Source organism: Cylindrospermopsis raciborskii Cr2010 (assembly GCF_003367075.2).
Taxonomy (GTDB): Bacteria; Cyanobacteriota; Cyanobacteriia; order Cyanobacteriales; family Nostocaceae; genus Raphidiopsis; species Raphidiopsis raciborskii.
The window spans coordinates 3,727,144-3,751,329 of record NZ_CP065936.1; the positions used below are offsets into that span (position 1 = coordinate 3,727,144).

Below are 24,186 nucleotides of genomic sequence, written 5' to 3' on the forward strand. Positions count from 1 at the left end.
TTTGGCTAAGGTATTGAGGAAATGGGGATTTTTATCAAGCACTAACCCACCATTTCCTGTTCCTCACGCCATAACTGATATAACCGATTGGCTGGAATTGTTAAATATAAAATGTCCCCCGGACTTAAATTAGTTTCTAACAAATCCCAACCATGTAGGGTTTGATTATTGGTTTCTACATATAAAGGCACAAAATCCGCATATCTAGCTACGTCCTTTACCCACTGACCACAAAAGGGGTGATTAGGACTAATCAATGTTGCAAAGGCTACCCATAAGTTATCACCTATAATACCATTGCCAATAATTCTTCCCCCCAATGCAGCAGCAGCAAATGCTGGCGCTGCTAATTCTGCAGGACTTAATACTGCTTCAAAACCAAATACTTGTTTGGCCATTCCCGCAAAATCAGGGTCAGCATAATTCACCACTACGGGAATTTTTGGGGCTAAACCTTTAGCTTTTAAGGCAATTTCTAAATTGATTGCATCGTTATTAGTTACCGCTAAAACTGCATTTGCTGTATCTATATTACTAGTTTGTAAGGTTGTCCGAAAACTGGCATCCGCTAATATCACCGGAATGCCCATTCCCCTAGCTGTGCTTACATATTTATTATGAGTATCAGTTTCAATTACTACTACTTCATTACCACTGGCATTTAATTGCTGCACAATTTTAATCCCAATCCCACTTAAACCACAAACAATATAATGGTGTCTTTGAGGAATTCTCGCTGCATCCCAAAATTGTTTCAGACGACTTCCTAAGACGAAATCTGTTAACATGGCATACCAAAGACCAAATACCACTGCTCCTGCTAACATCATAACAATTGTGAATACTTTAATGCTGTTTGGTGCTGCTTCCACAACTTTATCATTACCACCCGCACCTGTAATCATCCCTACAGCAAAATATAAGGCATCCACAAATGAAATATTTAATTTGGCATATACATAAGTAAGTGTGGCAATTAAAATGATTATAAATAATACTATTGCCATGGCAATTACTGATTGGGCATGCTTCTGAAAATGCCTAATACTGGTGAGGATTTTAATTATTTTCCTAGCCCATGATTTGCGTGTGTAACTGACCCGTGGTTGAATACCAATAATCAGGCGATCGCCCATTTTTAAACGTTGTTCTGATAATACTGCGGATACCAAATTCATTTTTCCCGTGGTTGGTAAATAATAAATCAGCATTCGTGTTTTTTCTTCCCATAGGTCACTAATTTTTTTTCCTTGCCATGGATGATTGTCATCAATATATTCCTCATGAATTGGCCAGGTTTGATCAAATAATTTAATTTCTCCTATAGCTTTATTTCCTAAAGCAGCAAAGGTAAATACGGGTGCTGCTAGACCTACAACACTCATACTCAGATGATCTATCAGGGTATGATCTAAACGTTCTCCTAAATTAGTATTATAAAATCGGTTAATAATGCGAATATTAGGATTTAGTACCCGAGCTTGCATCATAACTGATAAATTTATACCATCATCAGCTGTGGCAATTACTAGAGTATGTGCCTGTTCAACTCCTGCTGCTTGTAGGGTAGAAGCTGCACATAGCTCTCCAATAATCACATCTCCTGTAGTTTCCCCTGCAATGGGTCTACGATGAATACCAACAACTAGGGCGCCCTGTTGTCTCAGTAGACGAAAGATCTTATAACCAGTTCGACCTAATCCACAAACAATAATTCGAGGTTTCATGAAATATCAGCACAATTGTCACTAATACTCTGTATTTAATACTCTGTATTTATTTGTATTTATAATTGATTTCTCCCAATATAACTGTATCTCCACATACGGTATAGAATACTGGGAGATTAAATATTTCAGAATAGACCCATTGTTAATAAACGACTTAACAAATGAATTAATAACCAAAACTATCCTCAGCTATGGGAAAAGCATAGTTAGAGAATAGGGAGTAATGATTAATTTCATTATTGGTTTCTTGGTCGAGCACATGAATAACCCGATTATGAATTTCTTCTGCTTGTTCAGGGGAATTGCCAATGCTAGTTAAACCTAGTTTGCCAAACTGAGAAATACAACCCATCAGATGAAATACAGTTCCTGTTTCTGTTCCACTCTCAAAATGTAATCGGTGATGGGCAATAATATCCATTAAGTCACTGGGTAATAGCCCACGGTAGGAGTCTTTTTGTAAATTGTCCGTAGCAACATAATATTTAGGTTTTCCTTGCTGACTGTAAAATAACCCGGTGGATAAATCATAGCTCCCATTGGTTAATAACTTTAAAGTCATAAAGGGGTGAGTAGTACCGCCTTTACGTAAATTAATTTCAATAGCTTGGATATCCCATTTACCATTACCTTGATCCACTACTACAAAATCCACGCCAAATCTTTCCAATGCTCCTTTTTCTGCCAGTTTTTTGCCTACAGCTAAACCAATATCTTGTAATTCTACTCTATAATTCTCATTAGCTGGAAACCGACACCCTAGATAAATTTGTCCATCCGGACCACCTAGAATTTGATCATGGGTGGAAAGTATTTCTACTGTCCCATCGGGGGTGATTCTTCCCTGCACACTGGGAGAATATTTGATTTCACCTTCTATAAATGATTCGGCGATCGCTCCCATTTCTAAAATAAGTTGAGAGAAGGTTATCCAATTTTCTTGTTGAGCTTGAAAACGTAGATTGACAAAGCTTTTTTCAATGGCTTCTGCTCTTTCAACATGGTTGGTTTTACCGGGAGCAAAATCTCTTAAAGGAAACAAATTTAAGATGGCATTTCCCTTTCCAGATATACCCTGGTTTAGTTTGACAACTATTTTTTTTAAATGTGGTTGACGTTCCCACAACTTAGCCACTTCCCTGGCCAGCTCTTTTGCATTCCAGACCAACTTACTACCATCTGGATGAGGTACACCAGTTTGGGCAAAAATTTCTCGACTACCACTTTTTGTTCCCCAAATCTGTAAATCTGGCGCAGCAGCATACAGAGGTATATTCAGTTTTAGAGATAACTCTGCTTCCCAAAATGTGGAGTTATAACAACTTATAAAAGCTTTATCTACCTGTAATGCTTGGCGTATTCTTTCTATTAATCGGGGGCGTTCTAAGATTTTTTGACTGAGCGGTTTTAAAGAAGAATCGTAGGTAGAAAGCATTAATAGACGATGGCGAGCATGGGAAAAAGGAATTCCCGGTAGCAATTGTAAATAATAGTCAATAATGCTAGGATGTATGGGCATTGATGTGACATAAATTAATCTATTTCGGGGGTTGCGCAAACGAATGAGAGAAAATAGTAATCTTTCTTCATAATGCTCGCAACCTTGAACTTTTTCTAGTTCTCGCTGATCAATACTCAAGGAAGGTATGATTAAAATATCAGTCTCACTATTGTCAAATATCTCACTGGGTTTCCATCGCTCCCCTAGGGTTGATTGTAAACTACGAAATTGTTCAATTCCTGGTAATATATCTTTCTCAGTCATATTTTTTCTCCCTAATATATACTAGTTAATATATATCCCAGGTAAGACTCTTTTGGCTGATTTTATCTGTATATTTTTGTAAATTTTTTTAGCTATAAATTGATTGAGAAAAGTCAATTATTAAATCAGTTATCAGTATATTGAATTAGCTATGCCCAATAGATATCTAATCTATATCTGAAGAGTGATAAAATCAGGTTTTTTTTTACTTCCGATGCACGATAAATAACCAAGAATTAACAGTTAAATTAAGAGCAGATAAACGGGATCAAGCCTTCATGATCAGTGATTATCTAATGGTTAGAAATAATTGGATTAAGAGCCTATGAAGGGATGGTTACGCTCATTTATGGACGAATATGTTACTAACTGAGTGTACCAATATCCAATCATCAAGTCTCAAGTTGTTAACAGCTCCCAGGAACGAAAGCAGAAAATAAGTTTCTCAAAATGAGTTTTTAAAAACTTGTTTTGAGAAATTTACCTATAGATACTTAAAACCTATTTCTTATCAATTAAATGGTGTCGTCCCCTGAAGCAGAAAAGTTCTCCCAGGAACGCAGGGCCCGCAATTGGGGGGTTTTCTTTAATTGATGGGCTTCCATCCTAGTAAGCACATCATCTAAGATGGTGACAGCTTGGGTAATAAATGGTCCCTTATTCAACATAACACATTCAGCTCTTTCGGCCATAGCTGCATCTGTCATTTCTCCACGAGATGGGGCACCTTCCTTGACTAAACTCTCTAATACCTGAGTTGCCCAAATCACTGGAACGTGCGCAGCTTCACACAACCACAGAATTTCTTCTTGTATCTCTGCTAATCTTTGATAGCCAATTTCTACCGCTAGATCCCCCCTAGCAATCATTACTCCAAAGGGGTGTTTCCCCGCTGCATGAACAATTAGTTCGGGTAGGTTAGTAACTGCTACAGCGGTTTCAATCTTGGCAATAATCGCTGGATGTTCTCCCTGCAAGCATCTTTGCGCCAGTTCGCTTTGTAATAGTTGGATATCTGTTGTTTGTTGGACAAAGGAATAACCAATAATGTCCGCATGGGTAGCTAGGAAGTCTAAATCAGTTAGATCCTTTGGTGTGAGCGGAATTAGGGGTAATACTATGTTGGGAAAATTTAGTCCCTTTTCTGGAGATAGCTTCACTCCCTTGGGTTTAGCATGGGTCACCTCCAATAAAAACCCAGAACTACCATCTGGTAAAGGATAATCTTGATCAACTACCCGAGTACGTAATTTACCATCGTCAATATAAACTAAGGTGCCCACTGTTAGTAAGTCCAGAATTTCTGGTACTGTACAACTAATGTGAATATTATCTATAGGATCTGCGATCGCTTGGTTAGATAAACTACGACACAAAACAATTAAATCTCCTCGGAAGACGCGATTTTTACCTGCAGGGGCTAAAACTATTTCGGTGCGAATTTTTGGACCACCTAAATCCATCATCACTGTACATTGAGATGAAAGTTCTTGTTCAGCTTGACGAATGTTCTGAATCATCTTTTCCCAAATAATAGGATTGTCATGGGCGCAGTTTATTCTTAAACAAGTTGCACCTCGCTCAATTATCTCCCGCACCATTTCATATTCACTAGCAGCTTCTGTGGGTAGGGTGACCATAATTCTCACCCGACGATGGGGTAACGCTGGACCAAATAAGCACTCTGTCTGTTCTCTTAACCTATTCTCTCCCTCAAAAAAAGATGTGAGAACAGGACGAGTAACAGGAGCAGGAATGGGAACTTCGCAAATTAATGCTAGAGTAGCAATAACCGCATCTAGATTAGCCATCACCCTTGCTTCTATACGACCCAAAGAAGATAAACCCCAAGGCATAAGAGCAGCTTGCAAAGGACGCAGGTCGTGTCTCCGCAGGGCTAAATACTGGGCTAGGTTGAGGGCGCTAGGGAGAAATTGGGAACGCTGGATGTGCGATCGCCATTGGTCAAAAATAGCTTTCCCATCTCTTTCTACTGCTTCTCGAAGGTTGAGCAAGCTATCTAATAAGATGGGTGGACTTGAGAGATCTGTAATATTCATGATCCTGGTTCACCTGAAGCAGTTCGCTACCGTAACCAATGATAATCTGGTTTTGTACAAACCGCTTTATCTTCATCCATTGGACACTATGGCACTCAACTTATATCTGCTACGGCATGGCGAAACAAATTTTAGTCAAAGTGGCAATTTCTGTGGTGAAACGGATGCACAATTGACACCGGAAGGAAACCAGATGGCTCATAGTTTTGCTGATGTTTATAAAAATTTATTTTGGGAAGCTGTTTATGTGAGTCCTATGAAACGAACCATTGCTACAGCTCAACCTTTTTGTGATGCAACTGGTCTAAATATGCAGTTAAGAACTGGTATCCGAGAAGGTAGTTATGGAGAATGGGAAACCAAAAGCAAGTCCTTTGTTCAGGAAAATTATACTGAAAACTATATTAAATGGTTGACGGAGTCCGCATGGAATGCACCTCAAGGAGGAGAAACAGCTGTAGAAATTGCTAACCGATCTATTCCCGTAATTAGGGAAATTAAAGAAAAACACCATCAGGGTAATGTTTTGCTGGTCTCCCATAAGGCTACGATTCGGATTATACTTTGCAGTCTACTGGGAATTGATTTAGGATGCTACAGATATCGTATTAATATTTTGGTAGCATCACTTAGCATGGTTAGGTTTGATGTTAATGGTCCTATGTTAGAAATGTTGGGCGATCGCAATCACATACCAGAACATCTCCGTCTCCGTCCGGGAACCTAATGGAGCAGAAGATTGGTATGAAGATTATGATGCTGCTCCCTTTTTATGCTTTACTTCTACCACCATATGTACGTTACCACGAGGATTAAAATCAGCTTTTACAGTCATTTCTAAGGGTGCACAGGCAATAACCAGATCATCTAATATTTGATTGGTCACTTCCTCGTGGGAAATGTACTTGTCCCGGTAGCTGTTAATATATAACTTTAACGCTTTTAACTCTACTACTCTTTGGTCTGGTATGTAGGCAATATGAATCGTGGCAAAGTCGGGATAACCGGAAAAAGGACATTTACAGGTAAATTCAGGTAAGGTAATATCAATTGTGTATTCCCTACCTACGCGAGGATTGGGAAAGGTAATTAGTTTGCCCTCTTCGATTTCTCGCTCACCATATTTTACTTCTTTAACGGGGTCTTCACTTGGTAGAATGTTACTGACGGAATGACTCATAATTATTGGGACTAACTAAAAAGCACATATAAATCATAATGTTTTATGATACAAAAAAATTTCTATCCCCCCCAGTCGGGACACTTTTCCCCATCCCAACCATAGGGATGCATGGCACAAACCAGTAGGTTCCCACCATATACTTCTCCATGATAATTACTACAACCCACACATGCAGGATTTTTCAGTGAATCAGCTTCCACCTCATATGGGAGGTTAGGATCTTCCAGATCCCAATAGAACCCCACCACCGGTTCTAACAACTCACTTAAACACGTACCTGCACTCCCAACCTGTTCGCCAATTTCCTCGGTTAAATCGAAAAGAGTATCCACTATCTCATCGATTTCCTCGAATAGTCTTTCTGCTTCACCAGATACGGTTAAAACAATATCAAGTAATTCTTCTTGCCACCATGTCATAGGTTTTCATGCAATAGCTAAACCAAATTGCATCTTTATTATCACTTGTCTTTCTCTTCCACCTCTTCCACATCCACTATTTCTATCAAACGAGGTTCTGCGGGGGTGGTTTTATCTGAGTCTGGTGCTGTACCCCGAGACTGCTGAGCCTGTTGGATCATCTCCTCCACAAAACGGCGAGCTTCCTCCGTGGTCATCTGTCCCTTTGCTTCCATTTCCTCCGCTAATTTTTCAATTTGCGATCGCATTTGGTTGAGGGTTTCACCACCTCTTTCGCCAGCATAAGCCGCTAGACCTACACCTAGGTAAAAAGCTTTTTCTACAAGTTTTCCAAAAGCGGGCATTGCCGTAAAGCACTCCTAAAAATGGGGGAACCCGGAGACTACGCCTACCACAAGCATCCCGTATTGCTGCTACCTTCCGGTCCTGACAAGGTTTAGGCGTTGAGATCGCATAGATCCAGGTCTGAATTTATAATAACACGAAATTTCTAAAATGGTCAACTATTCTAAAACAATTTTCCACTCGTGCAGTTGGTAATTAACACAACCGTTAATTACCAAAGGATCTGCGCTAACAATTGCCTGGGCTTCTTCCATAGAATCTGCCTCAAATAACATCATCCCTCCACCTTTTCTCGCCCAGTAACCAGTTTTAGCTTTATGTCCTTTGTCTATTAGTGCTTTTACGTATTCTCTATGGGCTGGCACATACTGATCAAAGGTGGCTTTATCCACTAGGCCTGCTTCTATTTTGACAAACCAAGGCATATTCACTAAGCATTTACAACTGACTACACAATACCATGAATTGACTGTTTCCGCTGTTAATAATTCTTAACATTAGGTGGTTGCCAATTTTTTATAGAACAAATATACTAATAAGGTAGTGGAACCTTCCAGCTGTAGGGTGGGATTGGTTACCCGGTTCATTGTGTTGATCAATTAAGTAGGAGGCAAATTATGACGAACATTGATTCACTATTATCTAGTCATCAAGCATTATTAGAAGAACATGCTAAGCAGATTGGATACCAAATCGTAAATATACGCCAGATTGTAGATAAGCGAATGAAGGAGATTCATGATGGGGAAGATCATTTACTAGAAGCCCAGTGTGTCGGGTTAAATAGGATAATTGATACTTTACGGACTGATGCTAGATGTATATTATTTACAGAGGGATTTAAAAATTTTCTAGGCAAACTTGATCACATAGAGTATAGTTGGGACGTGGATTATATAGACATAATTAGAACGGATCCAAGTAATTGGATGTTGGCAAATTTTAAATTGCCCATAGGTTTAATGGATTACAAGGTTATAGAGTGTACGAATGCCTATGATGATGAAGAATTTTATACCGGGTATGAGCATGTAGTGTCATTAGAGATAGACGGAGAAAAAAGTCCCTTAATATTAAATTACAGTCGCGACCGTGATCAGTATATCGAAGAATGTTCTCTGGCAGAAATCGTACAAGAATACGGAGACTGTGATTTTGAAAGGATCTTGGAAAGTATTACCGAAAAAGAGGAAGAAATTCAACAGTTAGGTCGGGAGATTGCCATACTGGTAGTCTATTCAATCAGTTTGTTTACACTAAAACCATCCGTGTCAGTGTTTGAATATAATTCATCAATTCCGGAAAAGTACTTATCCTGGTTTGCGCCTCCCAAGATATCTGATAACTGTTAAGTTATAGATTTACGGTTGCCATTTTTCAACTATATCCATACAAGTAAAACTATGACTAGTATAGACAAAATACTGTTAAAATACAAAGTATTAGTCGAAACCCATGCTAATCGATTTCTTCCTCAACTTGATGCTTTATACCATTTCGTAGATGAGTCCATGAAAGAGATTCAAAATACTGAAAGAGAAATATTAGAATCACAGAATGTAGAGCTGAAGAAGATAATTGATGCTTTGCAGGTTGATCCTCGTATTTTGTTATCGACGGACGAATTTAAGCAGTTTGTAGAGATCCTAGGAATAGCCGAGTGTTGGTGGGAGTGGGAAGAATTAGAGGATCTACCTGCTATTGACAAAGATCCTACCAATTGGTTACTGGCAAAATTACAACTGCCTTTAATTATTAGGGATTATCAAGAATTTGAGGATCCTTATGCCTATGATGACACAAGCACATATACCTTGTATGGATATAAAATTTCCCTAAAACTAGGAAATAGAATATGTACTATGGAGGTAGAGCGTAGGCGTGTTTATGAAAACAGATGCAAAGAGTTTTCTCCGGAGAAGCAGATTGCCTACTACATCTTATCTCCCATTAGGGATCTATTAAGAAGTATGAATTACTCAGAACAAGAAATAGACCAGCTAGGGGGAGAGATGGGCATATTAGTTTTTTATGTGGCCAAGCTTTTTGAGTTAAAACCTACAGTGTCAGTATTTGAATACAATTCAATGAAAAGAATTTATTAGGAAATAAACAGATGGAATTATATTTTAGTACTTCTGCCTATGGTGGAACATCAACCCGTCAAGTTTTGACCATGTTCTGGGAATTAGGAATCAAGGAGGTAGAACTAGCAATTGGTCCACGCTGTGATCGGGATGCAGTCAAAGCGATTACAGAATTTCAGCAAAAAGGCATGACTTATAGGGCTCATCATGCCTTTGTGTGGGGAGAAACTCACAAAAGCTTCAACCTAGCGGAACCCCAGGAATGGAGCTATTTTGAGCGCATGATGGACTGGTTAGGAGATTTAAAAGTAACAGCGTATTCTGTTCATGGAGGAGATTTTCATAGAGGTCAAGAGAGAGAAAAAGCCTATGGGCAGTTTAAAGAAAATGTTCAAAATTTACAACAAATCTGTGAAAAGCGGGGAATTGTCCTGGGGGTAGAGACCATGTATCCCACACCTCCTAATAGTTGGAATTACTATCTGTTGGATAACAGTTGGGAATTGACCCGATTTTGTGAGGAGCTACCTGAGATGAAAATCGTAGTTGATTTAGCACATGTTAATATTTGGCGTAATCAGAGCTTGTCAGAAAAACTAGAGTGGCTAAAACTTCCATCAGAGAGGATTTTGGAGATTCATATATCTGATAACGATGGCAAAAGAGATATACATTCACCAATTACAGACAGCACCTGGTGGGTTCCATACGCAGCACAGATTCCTAGAGCAATCCCCATCGTAATAGAGAGTAGATTAAATAGGTTTCCCCCATCAATTGTCAAAGAACAGTACTTGTACACCCACAACCTGCTCAACCACAGTCCATCAACTTCCCTCGTCTCCAGGTAAACTGGTGGAATTGATTGATAAACATTAGTAAAACCATGACTGCGTTTTTATTAGAAGTTGGCACAGAAGAACTACCAGCAAGCTTTTTGAGTAGCGCGATTACACAATGGCGATCGCGCATTCCCCAAATGCTGGAAGCTCATGGTCTCCCCATAGAAAAAGTAGCGGTTTTTGGTACCCCTCGTAGATTAGCAGTGCTGATCACCGGGTTACCATCCCAGCAACTGGATCGGGAAGAAGAAATTAAGGGACCACCTGCCCAAGCAGCATTTAAAGATGGTAAACCAACCAAAGCAGCAGAAGGGTTCGCTAAAAAGCAAGGGGTAGAATTATCTGCTTTAGAGGTTCGTTCTACAGATAAGGGGGATTTTATCTTTGTCAATAAAAAGACCCCAGGGAGACCCATAACAGAAATTTTGACCGAACTAGTTCCCCAATGGGTTTGGAGCTTAGAAGGAAAGCGGTTAATGCGCTGGGGGAGTGGGGATGGGAGGTTTTCTCGTCCTATTCGCTGGTTAGTTGCTTTATTGGATGGGGATGTTTTACCCTTAGAATTAAGAAATGGGGAAAAAATAGTTAAGAGCGATCGCATTTCCTGGGTACATAGGGTTTTACATCGGGGAAGGGTGAGTATTTCCCATGCGACAGAATATGTGGAAACATTGGCCAATGGTTATGTGATAGTTTGTCCAGAGGAGCGGGAGAAAATAATTGTAGAGCAGGTAAATAGAGCTGTAGAAGAGTTGGGTGGTTGTACAGAAATCTATCCAGAGTTGTTGGCAGAAACTACCAATTTAGTAGAATATCCCACAGCGGTGGTGGGTAGATTTGAAGATGAATTTCTCCAATTACCAACAGAAGTATCCACCACTGTCATGGTTACCCACCAGCGTTACTTCCCAGTTTTTAAAAACCGGGATGGAAGAGAACTACTACCAAACTTTGTCACCATATCCAATGGCGATCCAGCAAAATCAGATATTATTGCACTGGGTAATGAGAGAGTAATTCGAGCGCGGTTAGCAGATGGGAGATTTTTCTATGAAGCGGATTTAGCCAAGTCTCTAGAAGAGTTTTTACCCCAATTAGAAACAGTTACATTTCAAGAAGATCTAGGTTCTGTGCGAGCCAAAGTCACAAGAATCGGGAATATAGCCCAGGTGATTTGTCAACAATTGGGATTAGGAGAAACTGAAACCGAGAGAGTGCAAAGAGCTGCTCTATTGTGCAAAGCGGATTTAGTCACCCAAATGGTATATGAATTTCCCGAATTACAAGGTATCATGGGTGAAAAATATGCCCTAGCTAGTAGAGAGGATGAGGAAGTAGCTAAAGCCATTTTTGAGCATTATCTACCCAGAAATGCTGATGACATTTTGCCCACCACCCTCACAGGGAAAATCGTGGGCTTAGCTGATAGACTAGATACCCTAATTAGCATCTTTGGTTTAGGTTTAATTCCCTCTGGTTCCTCCGATCCCTTTGCCTTACGTCGGGCCGCCAATGCCATTGTGAATATTACCTGGGTTGCTAACCTACCAATAAATTTGGAGTATTTATTAGAGTACACAGCAACTTCCTTTGCTCACACTTTCCATAAAGATGCTCAATCTTTAATATCCATCCTGCGAGAATTTTTCATCCAACGTATTCGCACCCTACTCCAAGAAGAAAAACACATAGATTACGATCTAGTTAACGCCGTGTTAGGAGAACAGGATCCGGAATATATAGAACGCGCACTACAGGATCTACTAGACATTCGCGATCGCGCCACCTATCTACAACAAATCCGCCATAATGGCACCCTAGAGAGAATCTATGAAACCATCAATCGTTCCACTAGGTTAGCAGCACAGGGGGATTTAGACTTGCAACAGTTAATCCCGGATGAATTAATTAATCCCACATTGTTTCAAAAATCATCCGAGACTGCCCTTTATCAAGCCCTAGTAGCATTAGTGCCCCAGACCCAACTTGCACAACAAACGCGCAACTATCAGTTACTAATAGCCGCCCTGGAAAAAATTGCCCCCACGGTCAGCCAATTCTTTGACGGAGAAGATAGTGTGCTAGTTATGGATCCAGACCCACACATTAAACGCAATCGGTTGAATTTACTAGGTCTACTACGTAACCACGGTCGAATTTTAGCAGATTTTGGAGCCATCGTCAAAAACTTGTAGCCAAAATTAACAAAAACCAGTGTAATTTTTGCCAATTAACGCTAAGATGGGGGAGCTTAACCAGGGATGCTGCACAGTCTATGCCAAAAGCCATTGTAATGGGATTAGGAAAGTCCGGTATTGCTGCGGCGAGATTGTTGAAACAGGAAGGATGGGAGGTAGAAATTTGGGACAGTAATACCTCCCCATTTCTCCTGGAACAACAACAAAAACTTGCCCAGGAACAAATCACTGTCAAATTAGGAAATAACCCAGAATTAAAAGAGAACCAGTTACCAAAATTAATCGTAGTTAGTCCAGGAGTTCCATGGGATATTCCTCTGCTGGTTAAAGCACGAGAAATGGGAATAGAAACCATGGGAGAAATGGAACTAGCATGGAGACAACTACAAAATATTCCCTGGGTGGGAATTACCGGTACTAATGGTAAAACCACCACTACAGCTTTAACAGCGGCTATTTTTCAAGCAGCTGGTCTTCATGCTCCTGCTTGTGGTAACATTGGTTATGCTGTAGCGGAAGTAGCTCTAGAAGTAGCTTTAGGCGCAAAACCACCAGACTGGGTGATAGGGGAACTCAGTAGTTACCAAATAGAATCTTCCTGGAGTCTTTTTCCTCACATAGGAATTTGGACGACTTTTACACCAGACCATTTAGCTCGTCACAAAACTCTAGAAAACTACTATGATATTAAAGCTAAACTGCTGAGAAACTCCCGCTTACAAATTATTAATGGTGACGACGCTTATTTAAGTAAAGTTGGTTTACAACATTGGCCCCATGCTTACTGGACAAGTGTCAAAGGACTAGGTCATTTAATAGGGGGAAAAGGGTTTTATATAGAAAATGGCTGGGTAACGGAAAAACTATCTGCTGATTCTGAACCTCAACCAATAGTAGCAGTCACAGATCTAAAAATGGTGGGAGAACATAATCAGCAAAACCTACTCATGTCAGTGGGAGCAGCAAGATTAGCTGGAATAGAAATTGCTGCTATCAACCATGGAGTCCAACAATTTCCCGGGGTTCCCCACCGCTTACAACATGTTTGTACCTGGGAAGGAATTGAATTCATCAATGATAGTAAAGCGACAAACTACGATGCAGCTGAAGTAGGTTTAACATCGGTAAAAAGTCCAACAATTTTAATAGCTGGTGGTGAAGCAAAAGCAGGAGACGACACAGGTTGGTTGAAGAGAATTCAAGAGAAAACCGCAGCGGTATTATTAATTGGTAGTGCTGCTGAAACTTTTAGTAAAAGGTTAGAAACTGTAGGGTATGGTAACTTTGAAATTGTGGAGACTATGGAAAAAGCCATTCCCAGAGCTGCACAATTGGCTAAACAGCACCAAGCCACCACGGTTTTATTATCACCAGCTTGTGCTAGTTTTGATCAGTATGCCAACTTTGAAGTTAGGGGTGAGCATTTTCAGCAATTATCGCTAGAATGGGCCAGTTCAGCAATTACTAACAACTCCTAGCTAGACGTGCTTGCTCATGCCAAAAACAACTTATAGGCGGGGTTTTGAGTTTCCTCCCAATAGCGGTAACCTAAGGAATCCAGAAAATCCCGCCATTCTTGCGTTTCACCCGGTGGTACTTGCATTCCCACCAGAATGCGCCCATAATCCGCTCCATTATTGCGGTAATGAAACAAACTGATATTCCAGTCGGGGGACATGGAACCGACAAATTTCATCAGCGCTCCTGGACGTTCAGGAAATTCAAACCGATACAATAGTTCGTGGTGAGCTAGGGAAGAGTGTCCCCCCACCATGTGACGTAGATGTAGTTTGGTCAGTTCATCATCGGTCAAATCTATGGTTTTTAAACCATGCAGTTCAAATTTCTCTACTATTTTAGCAGCATCAGCTCGATTTTCAATCTGCACACCCACAAAAATATGAGCTTCTCGATCATCTGCAATGCGATAATTAAATTCTGTTAGGTTTCTATCACCTAAACATTCACAAAATTGTTTAAGACTCCCTGGTTTTTCAGGAATATTCACTGCGAAAATTGCTTCCCGACGCTCTCCAAATTCAGCTCTCTCTGCAACGAACCGTAAACGGTCAAAATTCATGTTCGCACCACAAGCTACCGCCACTAAGGTTTTTCCTTGAAGCTGTTCCCTTTCTGCATAGTACTTAGCTGCTGCAATAGCTAATGCACCTGCAGGTTCCAAAATTGAACGAGTATCTTCAAAAACATCTTTAATGGCTGCACAGGTGGCATCCGTATCTACTAGCATAATTTCATCCACATATTCCTGACACAGACGAAAAGTTTCTTCTCCCACTTCTTTTACTGCTACCCCATCAGCAAATAAACCCACTTGGGATAAGCGCACCCTATGTCCAGCCTTTAAGGATTGATACATAGCATCAGCATCTACGGGTTCCACACCGATAATTTTGATTTCGGGACGTAGACGTTTCACATAAGCTCCTATCCCGGAAATTAACCCACCCCCACCAATAGCTACGAAAATTGCATCTATTGGTTGTTGGTATTGACGTAGTATTTCCATACCAATAGTTCCCTGACCAGCTATGACATGAGGATCGTCAAAAGGATGGATAAAAGTTAGTCCCTTTTCCGCTTCTAATTTACGAGCATAAGCATAAGCATCATCATAGGTATTTCCATATAAAATTACTTCTCCCCCACGGGATTTAACAGCATTTACTTTAACTAGAGGGGTTGTAACCGGCATAACAATCATTGCTCTTGCTCCTAAGCGACTAGCAGATAGAGCTACGCCTTGAGCATGATTACCAGCGGAAGCAGCAATAACACCCTGTTTAAGTAGGTCTTGGGGTAAGTTGGCCATTTTATTATAAGCACCCCGCAGTTTAAAGGAAAAAACTGACTGCATGTCTTCCCGCTTGAGCAGCAGTTTATTGTGAATGCGGTTTGATAAGTTGGGAGCATATTCTAGGGGTGTTTCCTGGGCTACGTCGTAGACTTTGGCTGTGAGAATTTGTACTAAGTAGTCACAATACATGTTGATAGATGCAAGATAGAGAGTTTCTTGGAGTTAAATCGTCAATTTTATCTTAAACCGCGACCCCGGATTTATCGGGGGAGCGTCAAGCTAGGACATTTTGTGAACTTTCATCTTTCAATGTTTGGGGTATGGATGCAGATAATAAAAGCATATTACTAGTCATATAAGCTAACAAGCTAGACCATAATAAATGATTACTATGAAAATACCAAGCAGCAATTACTAGTGGTATGAAACTGACTATGAAGGACAATAATACCACATTACGCAAAGTACCTCCTTCTCTTAAACCAATAAAATAACCTTCTAAAACAAAAGTCATACCTGTAACTACGCAAATGGGAAGTAACCAAATAGTATATTGGTTAATATCTTGATTGACTTCTGTATGATTAGTTAATAGTCCAAATATCTGATTGGGAAATAAAATAGATGTTCCCGCAAAGCTTAATGCTATGACCAAACTAGTTAGTCCAGCAACTATCAATAAAGGTATTATTTGTTGAGTGTTACCTTTAGCTTTAAAATTAGCTGTCATAGTTTGTACTGTTAGTCCCACACCGTTAATTGTGAATTGACTTAAAAGAGCAATTTGTAACAATAAACCGTTTTGTGCTAAGACATTTGTTCCCATGATCGCACTTGAATTAGTAAATACAGAATACGCGGAAATCAATAATATATAGCGAACCAAAATATTACCTTTTAAAGCCACAACTCCTTTCAATGCTAACCAATTAAATAATTCCTTAATCGCCACTGGCACAATTTTCCAAGGGATAGTGCAAACCATCCATATTAAACCCACGATTAGAGCTAAATACTGGCTTAGAGCCGTTGCTAGACCCGCTCCCATACTTGCCCAACCCCATCGAGAAATCATTAAATAATCTAACAATACATTGGAACCATTACCCACAATTGACATTAATAAGACTACCCAATTCATTTCTCTGCCCAAAAACCAACCGAATAAAACAAAATTTAGTAGCACCGCAGGTGCAGCCCAAATTCGCGCAGAAAAATAATCGGCTCCAGCAGCTTTGATATCTGAAGAACCACTTAAAATAAAAAAGCCAATTTTTTGTAAAGGATATTGTAGCAAAATAATAACTAAACCCAATAATAAAGCTATTAAACCACTACGCAAACCGGCTAAAATTACCTCTTTGTTGTCATCTTTACCTACAGCTTGCGCAGTAATAGCATTGGCGCTAGAACGCATAAACTTTAATATTCGATAAAGATAATCGAACAAAATAGTTGCTAAAATTACCCCTGCTAAATGTCGAATATCTGTTAGGTGTCCTAAAAAAGCAATATCTACCAAACCAGCTAAGGGAACCATCATATTGCTAAGAATGCTGACACTGCTTAATCGGTAAAATCTGACCAAGAAGTCGTACTGAGTTGGAACTGTAAATGTCATGATTTTTTTTACTACATGGAACTATTATCCATATAAAAAATAGCACAAGTTTGTAAGATTGGCTGGATTTAAAGAAAGAATTTACAATTAGTATAGTAATAAGTCTCAAGAATATTAACTTAGACTAGATGTTTAAAAGCCTAGTAATTTACAGCAGATTCTTTCGTTATGAAGTACATCATAGCCCCTCATCGCTTGCGGGATGGGGCCCGGGGTGCGGTTATTGTACCTCATGACAGTGGAAAGTGCTGTATCAATACATTGAGAGTTAAAAAGATCTGTATTAGAAGAATAGGGTTTTAGGACTAAACCTTTAATGAGATAATGATTATATTAAAACGGCAAGTTGTGATTCAATAGAGAAGAACACGGAAGATGCAGATAACTAAGATAAAAAGGAAGATAGAAATGATTACATTGATTTACCGACGGAATTTGACAAGAATTTTAATTCTGGCTTTTTTCTCGCTCATGACCTGGTTGAATTTCACTCCCCCAGATATTACTCCTACAGCTATAGCTCTGGGTGGTAAATTGCCCCCTGTTAATCAGCTCGCACCTACTTTTACTCTACCCACAAATACGGGGGATGGGAAGATTTCTTTGGCTGATTTTAGAGGTCACTGGGTGGTTTTATACTTCTACCCTAAGGATTTTACCTCTGGTTGTACTATTGAAGCACGACGCTTTCAACAGGATTTGCCCAAGTATCTGGAAAAAAATACTAGGATTGTTGGTGTGAGTGCGGACAGTGTGGACTCCCATGCTAAATTTTGTGACTCCCAGGGATTAAAATTCCCTCTGTTAGCTGATACTGATGGTGCAGTTAGTAAAGCATACGGATCCTGGATTGGTTTTTTCTCCATGCGTCATACTTTTATTATTGACCCACAGGGTACTCTCAGAGAAATTTTTCTGGGAGTTAATCCTAATGTTCACAGTCAAGAAGTTTTGGCACGTTTGGTAGAATTACAGAAAACATCTCTAGAACTGTCTTTAAATGAATCATGATGTCTTTCTTGTCCCTCCAGGAAAGAAAATCTCCTTGGGGGACTATGACCCCAGCTACAAGGCTGAATTTCATCAAAAAGTTGATGCTGTTAAAAAATTAAGAGCGGGTATCAAAGAACTGGCTAGATATCAAGATGTTCTCTATGCCCAAAATACCTATGCTCTCCTCATTATCTTTCAAGCTATGGATGCTGCTGGAAAGGATAGCACCATTAAACACGTTATGTCTGGTGTAAATCCCCAAGGGTGTCAGGTGTTTAGTTTTAAAGCACCTAGTGATGAAGAGTTGGATCATGATTACCTATGGCGATCTACTAGGTGTTTGCCAGAACGAGGTAGGATTGGTATATTTAACCGTTCTTATTATGAGGAATTATTGGTAGTAAGAGTACATCCAGAAACCCTCGCTAGACAACAACTTCATCATTTTCCCCAGGGTAATCAACTCTGGAAACAGCGGTTTGAGGAAATCAACAATTTTGAAAAGTACCTGGTTAATAATGGTATTGTTATTCTCAAGTTCTTTCTCCATATCTCACCACAGGAACAGAAAAAACGCTTTCTCCAAAGAATTGAATCCCCAGCTAAACATTGGAAGTTTTCTGCAAGTGATGTTCGAGAACGCGCTTTTTGGCATGATTATATGATTGCCTATGAGGATGTATTTAACCACACTAGTACTAAACACTCCCCTTGGTATATCATCCCGGCAGATCGTAAATGGTTTACAAGGCTAGTGGTGTCGGAGATTATCTGTGATAAACTAAAAGAACTAGACTTGCAATATCCAATTGTTAGTGAAGAACATCAGCAACAACTTCTACAAGCTAAAAAGCTTCTTGAAAGTGAAGACATCACTAACTTCCACCCTAGAACGAGCGATCGCATTTCCTAAGAGCGATCGCCAGGAATAGAAAACTAACCAAGTCAGTTTTAAGGTGTTTTTTCCGCCATTAATAACTGACGAATTAATCTGGCCATAGCTTTTTGGGTAAAGCGACCAGCAATTTGCTGACCTAAATGATGGACTTTGGGATTCACCAAAATCTCCATTAATTGGGGAGCAAGTTTGCTAGGATCAAAACCTCTGGTTTGTTGTAAAATGCCTACAATTCGCTGAATATGTTCTAGTGTCTGTTGTTGTTCAACTGTTGCACCAGCTACTTCATTAACTGCTGTCCAACCGAATTTTTGTCTAAGTAAAGAGGTGAAGTTATGGAGAACATTTTTACCCACTGCATCTAGTCCATTGACAACCTCATCCACCAATTTATCGCGAATAAATCCACCACGCTGGGAAGATAAAAATTCCACAGTTTGATTCATGACTAAATTCAAGTCATAGTCCTGATTATTACGGGCATTTTTTAACAAGTTCTCTAAACGATTCCAGCGAAATTTGCCATCTTTAAATAGTAGATCTTGTAGGGATGCTCGCAATTCTTCCGATGGGTCAGTTAATAGTCTTTTGGAAACATAGGGATAAGCTTCACTCAGAACTTTGAAGTTTGGATCAATATAAATGGCAATCCCTTCTAAAGTAACTAAGGAACGAATAATCAAAGCATAATAAGGAGGTACTCTAAAAGGATACTCATACATTAACTGTGATAAATCATCCGTGATACTTTTAATATTTAGTTCAGCTACGCTTGCACCCTGAGCATTAGCAAAAACTCTGGCAAATGCAGGAACTATAGGTGTTAAATCCGTATCTGGAGTGAGAAACTCCAGTTTAACATAGTCTTTTGCTAAAGAGTCAAAGTCCCGATTAACAACATGAACGATGGCCTCAATTAAACCATAACGCTGGGGTGGTTTAACCTCACTCATCATCCCAAAGTCTAAATAGGCTAGCTTACCATCAAAGGTGGCTAATAAGTTACCAGGGTGAGGATCTGCATGAAAAAATCCATGTTCTAGTAATTGTCTGAGGGAACACTGTACTCCTATTTCTATTAGATAACGCGCATTGATGCCTAGGGTCTCAATTTCTTGTGGTTGGGTCAGTTTAATCCCATTAATCCACTCCATTGTTAATACACGCCGGTTGGTATATTCCCAGTAGATTTTAGGTACGTAAATATCTGGGAGGTGTCCATACAATTCAAAAAAGCGTTCAGCATTTTCCCCTTCCCGGATATAGTCCATTTCCTCAAAAATGCGACTACCTAATTCGTCCAAAATTCCCACCAGGTCACTTCTGACCCGTTTCACATTTTTTTGCACCCAACCAGCTAAAATTCTTAGAATATATAGATCAATGGTGATTCTTTCTCGCAAATCTGGACGCTGAACTTTGATTGCTACTTCTTCCCCAGTTTTCAGTCTACCTTTATAAACCTGTCCTAGGGAAGCTGCTGCAATCGGGTGGGGTGATATTTCACTGTATATATCTTCCGGTAAACCACCTAACTCTTCTTTGATAAATTGGTATGCTATCTCATTGGGAAATGCTGGTAGTTGATCTTGTAATTTAGTTAGCTCTTCTAAATATATGGGAGGAACTAAATCTGGTCTAGTGGATAGAGCTTGTCCTATTTTAATATATGCAGGCCCAAGTTTTGTTAGCAATTCTCGCAGTTGAATCGCTATGGGGCGGTGGTTTTCCACAACTATCCCTCGCCTTTTATCCCACCATAAGGCAAAAATTAAGGATAATACAGGTACTATTACTGCTAATATTCGCTGTAAAACTTGTCCTAGTTTATCTTGGTAATGTGCTGCAATCTGTTGAGGATCATAGTATAATTGTTCTGGCTCGGCTTCAGCCAGGACTTTTGGTTGATGGTGTGTTCTTGATCTGGTTGTACTAATCATTAAGCTTTTATTAGTGTTCTTGGGTGTTTAATTGTGGACAATTCCCTTTCAGAACTGTCCTTGGTACCATGTCAACAAGCTATAAAATAAGGTTTGTTAACTATTGTAACGATATGTTGCTCTTTTGTCACATAATTGGTGAGGAGAGTTTATAACCGAGGTAAAAGTTTGGGAATCAGATTGCCAGGAATTTTAGAGAGGGCTAGATTTTGCCCCTGAATACCTAGCTCATGATGGAAAGTGCGAATTATTTTCACAATTTGGTTAAATGTTTCCTGATAAGGTTGTGTATTTTCTTCTAAACCATTGAGAGTTTTTAAAAAATAATCTAGGGATGTTTGTAAATGGTAGGAAACAATTTCTTTATCACCTTTAAAATGTGAATCGGTTATGAGTTGATAGTGAGCTAGTGCTAGGTTATTTTGTGTCCCTAAGATATCAAAACTCAAATCTTTCTGATGGAAAGAATTGGCTATAGTTAAAGTATCTTCGTAGGTCTCAATAGATAATTTTAGTAAATTTTGGCGATTTTCTCCTTTCATATGTGGTAGATTGCTCAATTGCCAATAGGCAGTTCCTAAATTGTTACGGGTGACTGCACAACCAATGGGAATATTCTCTGGAGTCCTATATTTTAAGGCTTCTTGGTAAAAATCTATTGCTAATTGTAAATTCTTTTCTGGTGTTTCATAGTGGGATAAGTTCCAATAAGCAGTGCCAATATTATTTTGAATCATTCCATACTTAATAGGATCCTTTTCCGCTTGATAATGACTTAGGGCTGAACTATAAGCGGAAATCGCTTGTTTAAGATTTTTTTCTGGTTCACTATGTTGCGCTAGATGCCAATAAGCAGTACCTAAATTATTTTGACAGGAAGCATATTTATGAGAATCCATTTCTTCCTTGCGATAATTCAATGTTTCCTTATATGCTTTTATTGCTGCTTGCCAGTTTTCTAAGGGCTGATAAAATTTTGCCAGGTCACCATAAGCTGTGGCTAAGTTATTTTGCACTCGAGCATAGATCTCTGGCTGACTATCACATTCAATCATCTTTAAAACTAATTGGTAAAACTCTAAGGACTGTTCTATATATGTTTGTGCCTCCTGGCTGCTTACGGATGTACGATGTAGCATCCAATATAGAGTACCTAAATCATTTAAAGTATCTGGCACTAAAGGTGAAGTTTCATCATAACTGAGAGATTCCTGGTAGGCGATAATTGCTACCATTAAATTGTCTAGATTTGCATCTCCCTGTTCAATGCGCAGGCGATATAAAGTTCCTAGGTTGTGGTAGGCCTGAGCAATTTCTTCTTGGGAGTCTTGCGTGAGGTTAATTGTTAATTTCTCAATTTCCCATAGTAGTTGTTTAATTTGCCAATTAGTATCTCTATCCTCATCAATGTTTGGGTTCAGTGTTTTAGGAATTAGGGAAATTAACTCCTGATTAATATGTGAAAAAGATGAAAGTTTAGGAATATTAAGAACAAACGGAACTACTTGATTCTCTCTCTCTGTAGTTTCTTTAGTTTCATTGTCCAAAGATTTTCCATTATCTTCATCAGGTTGATAGTTGAAGATGGTTGATTCCTCAACTACAGATGAGTCTAATTTTTCTAATCTGATACTTCTCAATTCAGAAGAATTCTGTGGATAATTAGGATTTTCTATACCTCCTGTTGGCTCTCCCTCAAAAATAAATACGCCTGTTCTATATTGCCAAAATTGCGGAGCTGATTGTTGAATCGCATACAACCAAGGACGGGTAACCCAAAACAATAAGTTGGAATCTACAATTGAAGTGCTTTGCTTCTTGCTAAAGTATTCTTCGCTCAGTTTTAAATTATGTAAGAATAACCTCTGTACTGCTATTGACTGTTTGGTCAACTGCTCTACCCCCACAATTTGAAATGCTGGGATTGGTAAAACCTTACCTGGTGAGTCTTGTGATTTCCCAACTCTTGGTGGTGGGTAATTCCCTAACCACTGGTTAATTTGAGCTATGGGATTGGGATCATTTAGGTTTAATCTCACGGTTACTAATCGAGGATAAGCTGGAGTGCTAATTCCTTGTTTTTCTCCAACAGGGTACAGCACCTGTTCTACTGGATAAGCCAAATTAGAATGTAGTTTGCTGGCTACCTGATTCCTAATATTTATATTATCACATACTGCAAAAAATATTTGACGTCGTAGGGATACGCTTAATGCTAATCTTAAACGTCTATATACTTGCCGATTTAAAGTAAAAATATCCGTAGTGGGATTTTCATTCACATTCATACTGGCTATAACAGCCTAAATAGTGGTGGTTGAAAAGGTATTTCGCCCAAGAGAGGGAATGATTCATTGGTCTTTCCCTACCATTAACCTGTTTTTTGATAATTTAGCATAGTAAGCGTACTTATTTATATTTAAAGTCTCTTTAATTCTATCAAAGAATAAAAAAATCAGGTTCCCCCTAAGATGAGAACCTGATGGTCAGGGATATTAAGTTTTATGAATTTTATCAGCTGCTTAGGTTTTAGAAAGATGGTTTTCTAACTGGCATTTGACACTGCGAAGGCAATAAAAACTACGCCAACTATTAAAAGTGCTCCGAGTCCGCCTAAAATTACATAATTCAGTTTTTGTTTACCCGTTGGAGGTTCAGCTTGATAAACCTTGGGCTCCTGGGCAAAATTGTTGAGCCGACCGCCCTCTTCTGTTGTGTATGGCATGAAATGATTCCTTGTTACATTTCTTTATTTCAGGTTACATAATTATAATTTTAATGTGACATTTTTCCATAAAACTTTACATGAGGTTACTTTATATTATTGTGGGTAATAGCCCAGCTTATAAGTCTTACTGAGCTATTTACACCGCTAGGTTAGTCGAGAAAACCCATTAATAGTCCAGAATCATCAATTTCATTTGACGCTATGGGACGATTGCCAAAAACCGAGTAGTTCTCTGAAATTACTAAGGAGCTGGAGCCAACAGGACGAATTCCGGATAGGTTAATACTATTGACAACAGTAAACGTGTTGGCACCAATAGGGCGAATACCTAGTGCATTGTAAGTTTCCACTACTTGTAAGGTGCTGGTGCTAATAGGACGCAAACCAGCAATGGAGACTGTTCCAGCTATCTGCAATCCACTGCTACCAATGGGACGTTCCCCAGCTATGACAATTGTTCCTTGACCAGTCTGCTCTGTATTACTTTGTTGATTTTCTTCCACTTTTTTATCTCCCTTAGGATATTAACAGAATCCAAGTAGGCGCTTATAAACTAAATTCA

The 24,186-nt window shown here is 39.3% G+C and carries 21 protein-coding genes and 1 other RNA gene; 8 read left to right on the forward strand and 14 right to left on the reverse strand.

The window, feature by feature from the left end:
- Positions 1-41: 41 nt before the first annotated feature.
- From C6N34_RS16865 to C6N34_RS16875, 3 genes are all read right to left on the reverse strand, one after another.
- On the reverse strand, positions 42-1,727 hold the full coding sequence (locus C6N34_RS16865; protein ID WP_057178895.1) for a potassium channel family protein: 1,686 nt from the start codon (positions 1,725-1,727) through the stop codon (positions 42-44).
- Positions 1,728-1,896: 169 nt separating this feature from the next.
- On the reverse strand, positions 1,897-3,495 hold the full coding sequence (locus C6N34_RS16870) for a peptide ligase PGM1-related protein (RefSeq protein WP_115538378.1): 1,599 nt from the start codon (positions 3,493-3,495) through the stop codon (positions 1,897-1,899).
- 515 nt (positions 3,496-4,010) lie between these two features.
- The gene (locus tag C6N34_RS16875; protein WP_115538379.1) at positions 4,011-5,555 is read right to left on the reverse strand and encodes a pyruvate kinase; all 1,545 of its coding nucleotides are present in this window, start codon (positions 5,553-5,555) and stop codon (positions 4,011-4,013) included.
- An 88-nt stretch (positions 5,556-5,643) separates the two neighbouring features.
- Here C6N34_RS16875 and C6N34_RS16880 point away from each other — a divergent pair, with 88 nt between their 5' ends.
- Positions 5,644-6,282 (forward strand): histidine phosphatase family protein, encoded by a 639-nt coding sequence (locus tag C6N34_RS16880; protein ID WP_115538394.1) that lies wholly within the window; start codon positions 5,644-5,646, stop codon positions 6,280-6,282.
- Positions 6,283-6,306: 24 nt separating this feature from the next.
- On the opposite strand, the gene queF is transcribed toward C6N34_RS16880, so the two are convergent.
- From queF to C6N34_RS16905, 5 genes are all read right to left on the reverse strand, one after another.
- Positions 6,307-6,735: a preQ(1) synthase gene (gene queF / locus C6N34_RS16885; protein ID WP_115538380.1), complete on the reverse strand. Its 429-nt coding sequence runs from the start codon at positions 6,733-6,735 to the stop codon at positions 6,307-6,309.
- 62 nt (positions 6,736-6,797) lie between these two features.
- A complete protein-coding gene (locus C6N34_RS16890) occupies positions 6,798-7,157 on the reverse strand; it encodes a hypothetical protein (RefSeq protein WP_115538381.1) in 360 nt (119 codons plus the stop codon).
- Between the two features lie 41 nt (positions 7,158-7,198).
- Positions 7,199-7,501, reverse strand: a complete 303-nt coding sequence (locus tag C6N34_RS16895; protein ID WP_057178890.1) for a hypothetical protein — start codon at positions 7,499-7,501, stop codon at positions 7,199-7,201.
- Between the two features lie 25 nt (positions 7,502-7,526).
- An RNA gene (ffs, locus tag C6N34_RS16900) (signal recognition particle sRNA small type) lies at positions 7,527-7,623 on the reverse strand.
- 37 nt (positions 7,624-7,660) lie between these two features.
- Positions 7,661-7,927, reverse strand: coding sequence for a YciI family protein (locus C6N34_RS16905; protein ID WP_096544447.1), 267 nt, complete (start codon positions 7,925-7,927; stop codon positions 7,661-7,663).
- 192 nt (positions 7,928-8,119) lie between these two features.
- Between C6N34_RS16905 and C6N34_RS16910 the strand changes: the two genes are divergently transcribed.
- The 5 genes from C6N34_RS16910 to murD all read left to right on the forward strand — a co-directional run bounded on the left by C6N34_RS16910 (position 8,120) and on the right by murD (position 14,107).
- On the forward strand, positions 8,120-8,854 hold the full coding sequence (locus C6N34_RS16910) for a hypothetical protein (protein ID WP_057178888.1): 735 nt from the start codon (positions 8,120-8,122) through the stop codon (positions 8,852-8,854).
- Positions 8,855-8,905: 51 nt separating this feature from the next.
- Positions 8,906-9,607, forward strand: a complete 702-nt coding sequence (locus tag C6N34_RS16915) for a hypothetical protein (RefSeq protein WP_115538382.1) — start codon at positions 8,906-8,908, stop codon at positions 9,605-9,607.
- Positions 9,608-9,618: 11 nt separating this feature from the next.
- Positions 9,619-10,440 (forward strand): sugar phosphate isomerase/epimerase family protein, encoded by an 822-nt coding sequence (locus tag C6N34_RS16920; protein ID WP_057178886.1) that lies wholly within the window; start codon positions 9,619-9,621, stop codon positions 10,438-10,440.
- Between the two features lie 35 nt (positions 10,441-10,475).
- Positions 10,476-12,626 (forward strand): glycine--tRNA ligase subunit beta, encoded by a 2,151-nt coding sequence (glyS, locus tag C6N34_RS16925; RefSeq protein ID WP_115538383.1) that lies wholly within the window; start codon positions 10,476-10,478, stop codon positions 12,624-12,626.
- 80 nt (positions 12,627-12,706) lie between these two features.
- Positions 12,707-14,107, forward strand: a complete 1,401-nt coding sequence (gene murD / locus C6N34_RS16930; RefSeq protein ID WP_115538384.1) for a UDP-N-acetylmuramoyl-L-alanine--D-glutamate ligase — start codon at positions 12,707-12,709, stop codon at positions 14,105-14,107.
- Between the two features lie 14 nt (positions 14,108-14,121).
- Here murD and ilvA read toward each other — a convergent pair whose 3' ends face one another.
- Together ilvA and gntT are read right to left on the reverse strand one after the other, a co-directional pair.
- A complete protein-coding gene (gene ilvA / locus C6N34_RS16935; protein ID WP_096544441.1) occupies positions 14,122-15,633 on the reverse strand; it encodes a threonine ammonia-lyase, biosynthetic in 1,512 nt (503 codons plus the stop codon).
- 85 nt (positions 15,634-15,718) lie between these two features.
- A complete protein-coding gene (gene gntT / locus C6N34_RS16940; RefSeq protein WP_115538385.1) occupies positions 15,719-17,065 on the reverse strand; it encodes a guanitoxin biosynthesis MATE family efflux transporter GntT in 1,347 nt (448 codons plus the stop codon).
- 408 nt (positions 17,066-17,473) lie between these two features.
- Here gntT and C6N34_RS16945 point away from each other — a divergent pair, with 408 nt between their 5' ends.
- Positions 17,474-18,076, forward strand: coding sequence for a peroxiredoxin (locus tag C6N34_RS16945; protein WP_082604706.1), 603 nt, complete (start codon positions 17,474-17,476; stop codon positions 18,074-18,076).
- Positions 18,066-18,971: a polyphosphate kinase 2 family protein gene (locus C6N34_RS16950; protein ID WP_115538386.1), complete on the forward strand. Its 906-nt coding sequence runs from the start codon at positions 18,066-18,068 to the stop codon at positions 18,969-18,971. Before C6N34_RS16945 ends, C6N34_RS16950 begins: the two co-directional genes overlap by 11 nt.
- 38 nt (positions 18,972-19,009) lie before the next feature.
- Here C6N34_RS16950 and C6N34_RS16955 read toward each other — a convergent pair whose 3' ends face one another.
- The 4 genes from C6N34_RS16955 to C6N34_RS16970 all read right to left on the reverse strand — a co-directional run bounded on the left by C6N34_RS16955 (position 19,010) and on the right by C6N34_RS16970 (position 24,127).
- Positions 19,010-20,896: an ABC1 kinase family protein gene (locus tag C6N34_RS16955; RefSeq protein ID WP_115538387.1), complete on the reverse strand. Its 1,887-nt coding sequence runs from the start codon at positions 20,894-20,896 to the stop codon at positions 19,010-19,012.
- A gap of 149 nt (positions 20,897-21,045) precedes the next feature.
- Positions 21,046-23,184, reverse strand: a complete 2,139-nt coding sequence (locus C6N34_RS16960) for a tetratricopeptide repeat protein (protein ID WP_115538388.1) — start codon at positions 23,182-23,184, stop codon at positions 21,046-21,048.
- A 257-nt stretch (positions 23,185-23,441) separates the two neighbouring features.
- Positions 23,442-23,621: a photosystem II assembly protein Psb34 gene (psb34, locus tag C6N34_RS16965; RefSeq protein WP_006276448.1), complete on the reverse strand. Its 180-nt coding sequence runs from the start codon at positions 23,619-23,621 to the stop codon at positions 23,442-23,444.
- 152 nt (positions 23,622-23,773) lie between these two features.
- A complete protein-coding gene (locus C6N34_RS16970) occupies positions 23,774-24,127 on the reverse strand; it encodes a hypothetical protein (protein WP_057178877.1) in 354 nt (117 codons plus the stop codon).
- Positions 24,128-24,186: the final 59 nt, after the last annotated feature.

What these genes read in the sequence shown, in the direction of transcription:
- psb34 (WP_006276448.1), bottom strand. Translation starts at nt 23,621, where the DNA reads ATGCCATACACAACAGAAGAGGGCGGTCGGCTCAACAATTTTGCCCAG.
- C6N34_RS16910 (WP_057178888.1), top strand. Translation starts at nt 8,120, where the DNA reads ATGACGAACATTGATTCACTATTATCTAGTCATCAAGCATTATTAGAA.
- C6N34_RS16870 (WP_115538378.1), bottom strand. Translation starts at nt 3,495, where the DNA reads ATGACTGAGAAAGATATATTACCAGGAATTGAACAATTTCGTAGTTTA.
- C6N34_RS16960 (WP_115538388.1), bottom strand. Translation starts at nt 23,184, where the DNA reads ATGAATGTGAATGAAAATCCCACTACGGATATTTTTACTTTAAATCGG.
- murD (WP_115538384.1), top strand. Translation starts at nt 12,707, where the DNA reads ATGCCAAAAGCCATTGTAATGGGATTAGGAAAGTCCGGTATTGCTGCG.
- ilvA (WP_096544441.1), bottom strand. Translation starts at nt 15,633, where the DNA reads ATGTATTGTGACTACTTAGTACAAATTCTCACAGCCAAAGTCTACGAC.
- C6N34_RS16895 (WP_057178890.1), bottom strand. Translation starts at nt 7,501, where the DNA reads ATGCCCGCTTTTGGAAAACTTGTAGAAAAAGCTTTTTACCTAGGTGTA.
- C6N34_RS16945 (WP_082604706.1), top strand. Translation starts at nt 17,474, where the DNA reads ATGATTACATTGATTTACCGACGGAATTTGACAAGAATTTTAATTCTG.
- C6N34_RS16955 (WP_115538387.1), bottom strand. Translation starts at nt 20,896, where the DNA reads ATGATTAGTACAACCAGATCAAGAACACACCATCAACCAAAAGTCCTG.
- C6N34_RS16915 (WP_115538382.1), top strand. Translation starts at nt 8,906, where the DNA reads ATGACTAGTATAGACAAAATACTGTTAAAATACAAAGTATTAGTCGAA.
- C6N34_RS16920 (WP_057178886.1), top strand. Translation starts at nt 9,619, where the DNA reads ATGGAATTATATTTTAGTACTTCTGCCTATGGTGGAACATCAACCCGT.
- queF (WP_115538380.1), bottom strand. Translation starts at nt 6,735, where the DNA reads ATGAGTCATTCCGTCAGTAACATTCTACCAAGTGAAGACCCCGTTAAA.
- C6N34_RS16890 (WP_115538381.1), bottom strand. Translation starts at nt 7,157, where the DNA reads ATGACATGGTGGCAAGAAGAATTACTTGATATTGTTTTAACCGTATCT.
- C6N34_RS16905 (WP_096544447.1), bottom strand. Translation starts at nt 7,927, where the DNA reads ATGCCTTGGTTTGTCAAAATAGAAGCAGGCCTAGTGGATAAAGCCACC.
- C6N34_RS16875 (WP_115538379.1), bottom strand. Translation starts at nt 5,555, where the DNA reads ATGAATATTACAGATCTCTCAAGTCCACCCATCTTATTAGATAGCTTG.
- glyS (WP_115538383.1), top strand. Translation starts at nt 10,476, where the DNA reads ATGACTGCGTTTTTATTAGAAGTTGGCACAGAAGAACTACCAGCAAGC.
- C6N34_RS16880 (WP_115538394.1), top strand. Translation starts at nt 5,644, where the DNA reads ATGGCACTCAACTTATATCTGCTACGGCATGGCGAAACAAATTTTAGT.
- gntT (WP_115538385.1), bottom strand. Translation starts at nt 17,065, where the DNA reads ATGACATTTACAGTTCCAACTCAGTACGACTTCTTGGTCAGATTTTAC.
- C6N34_RS16950 (WP_115538386.1), top strand. Translation starts at nt 18,066, where the DNA reads ATGAATCATGATGTCTTTCTTGTCCCTCCAGGAAAGAAAATCTCCTTG.
- C6N34_RS16865 (WP_057178895.1), bottom strand. Translation starts at nt 1,727, where the DNA reads ATGAAACCTCGAATTATTGTTTGTGGATTAGGTCGAACTGGTTATAAG.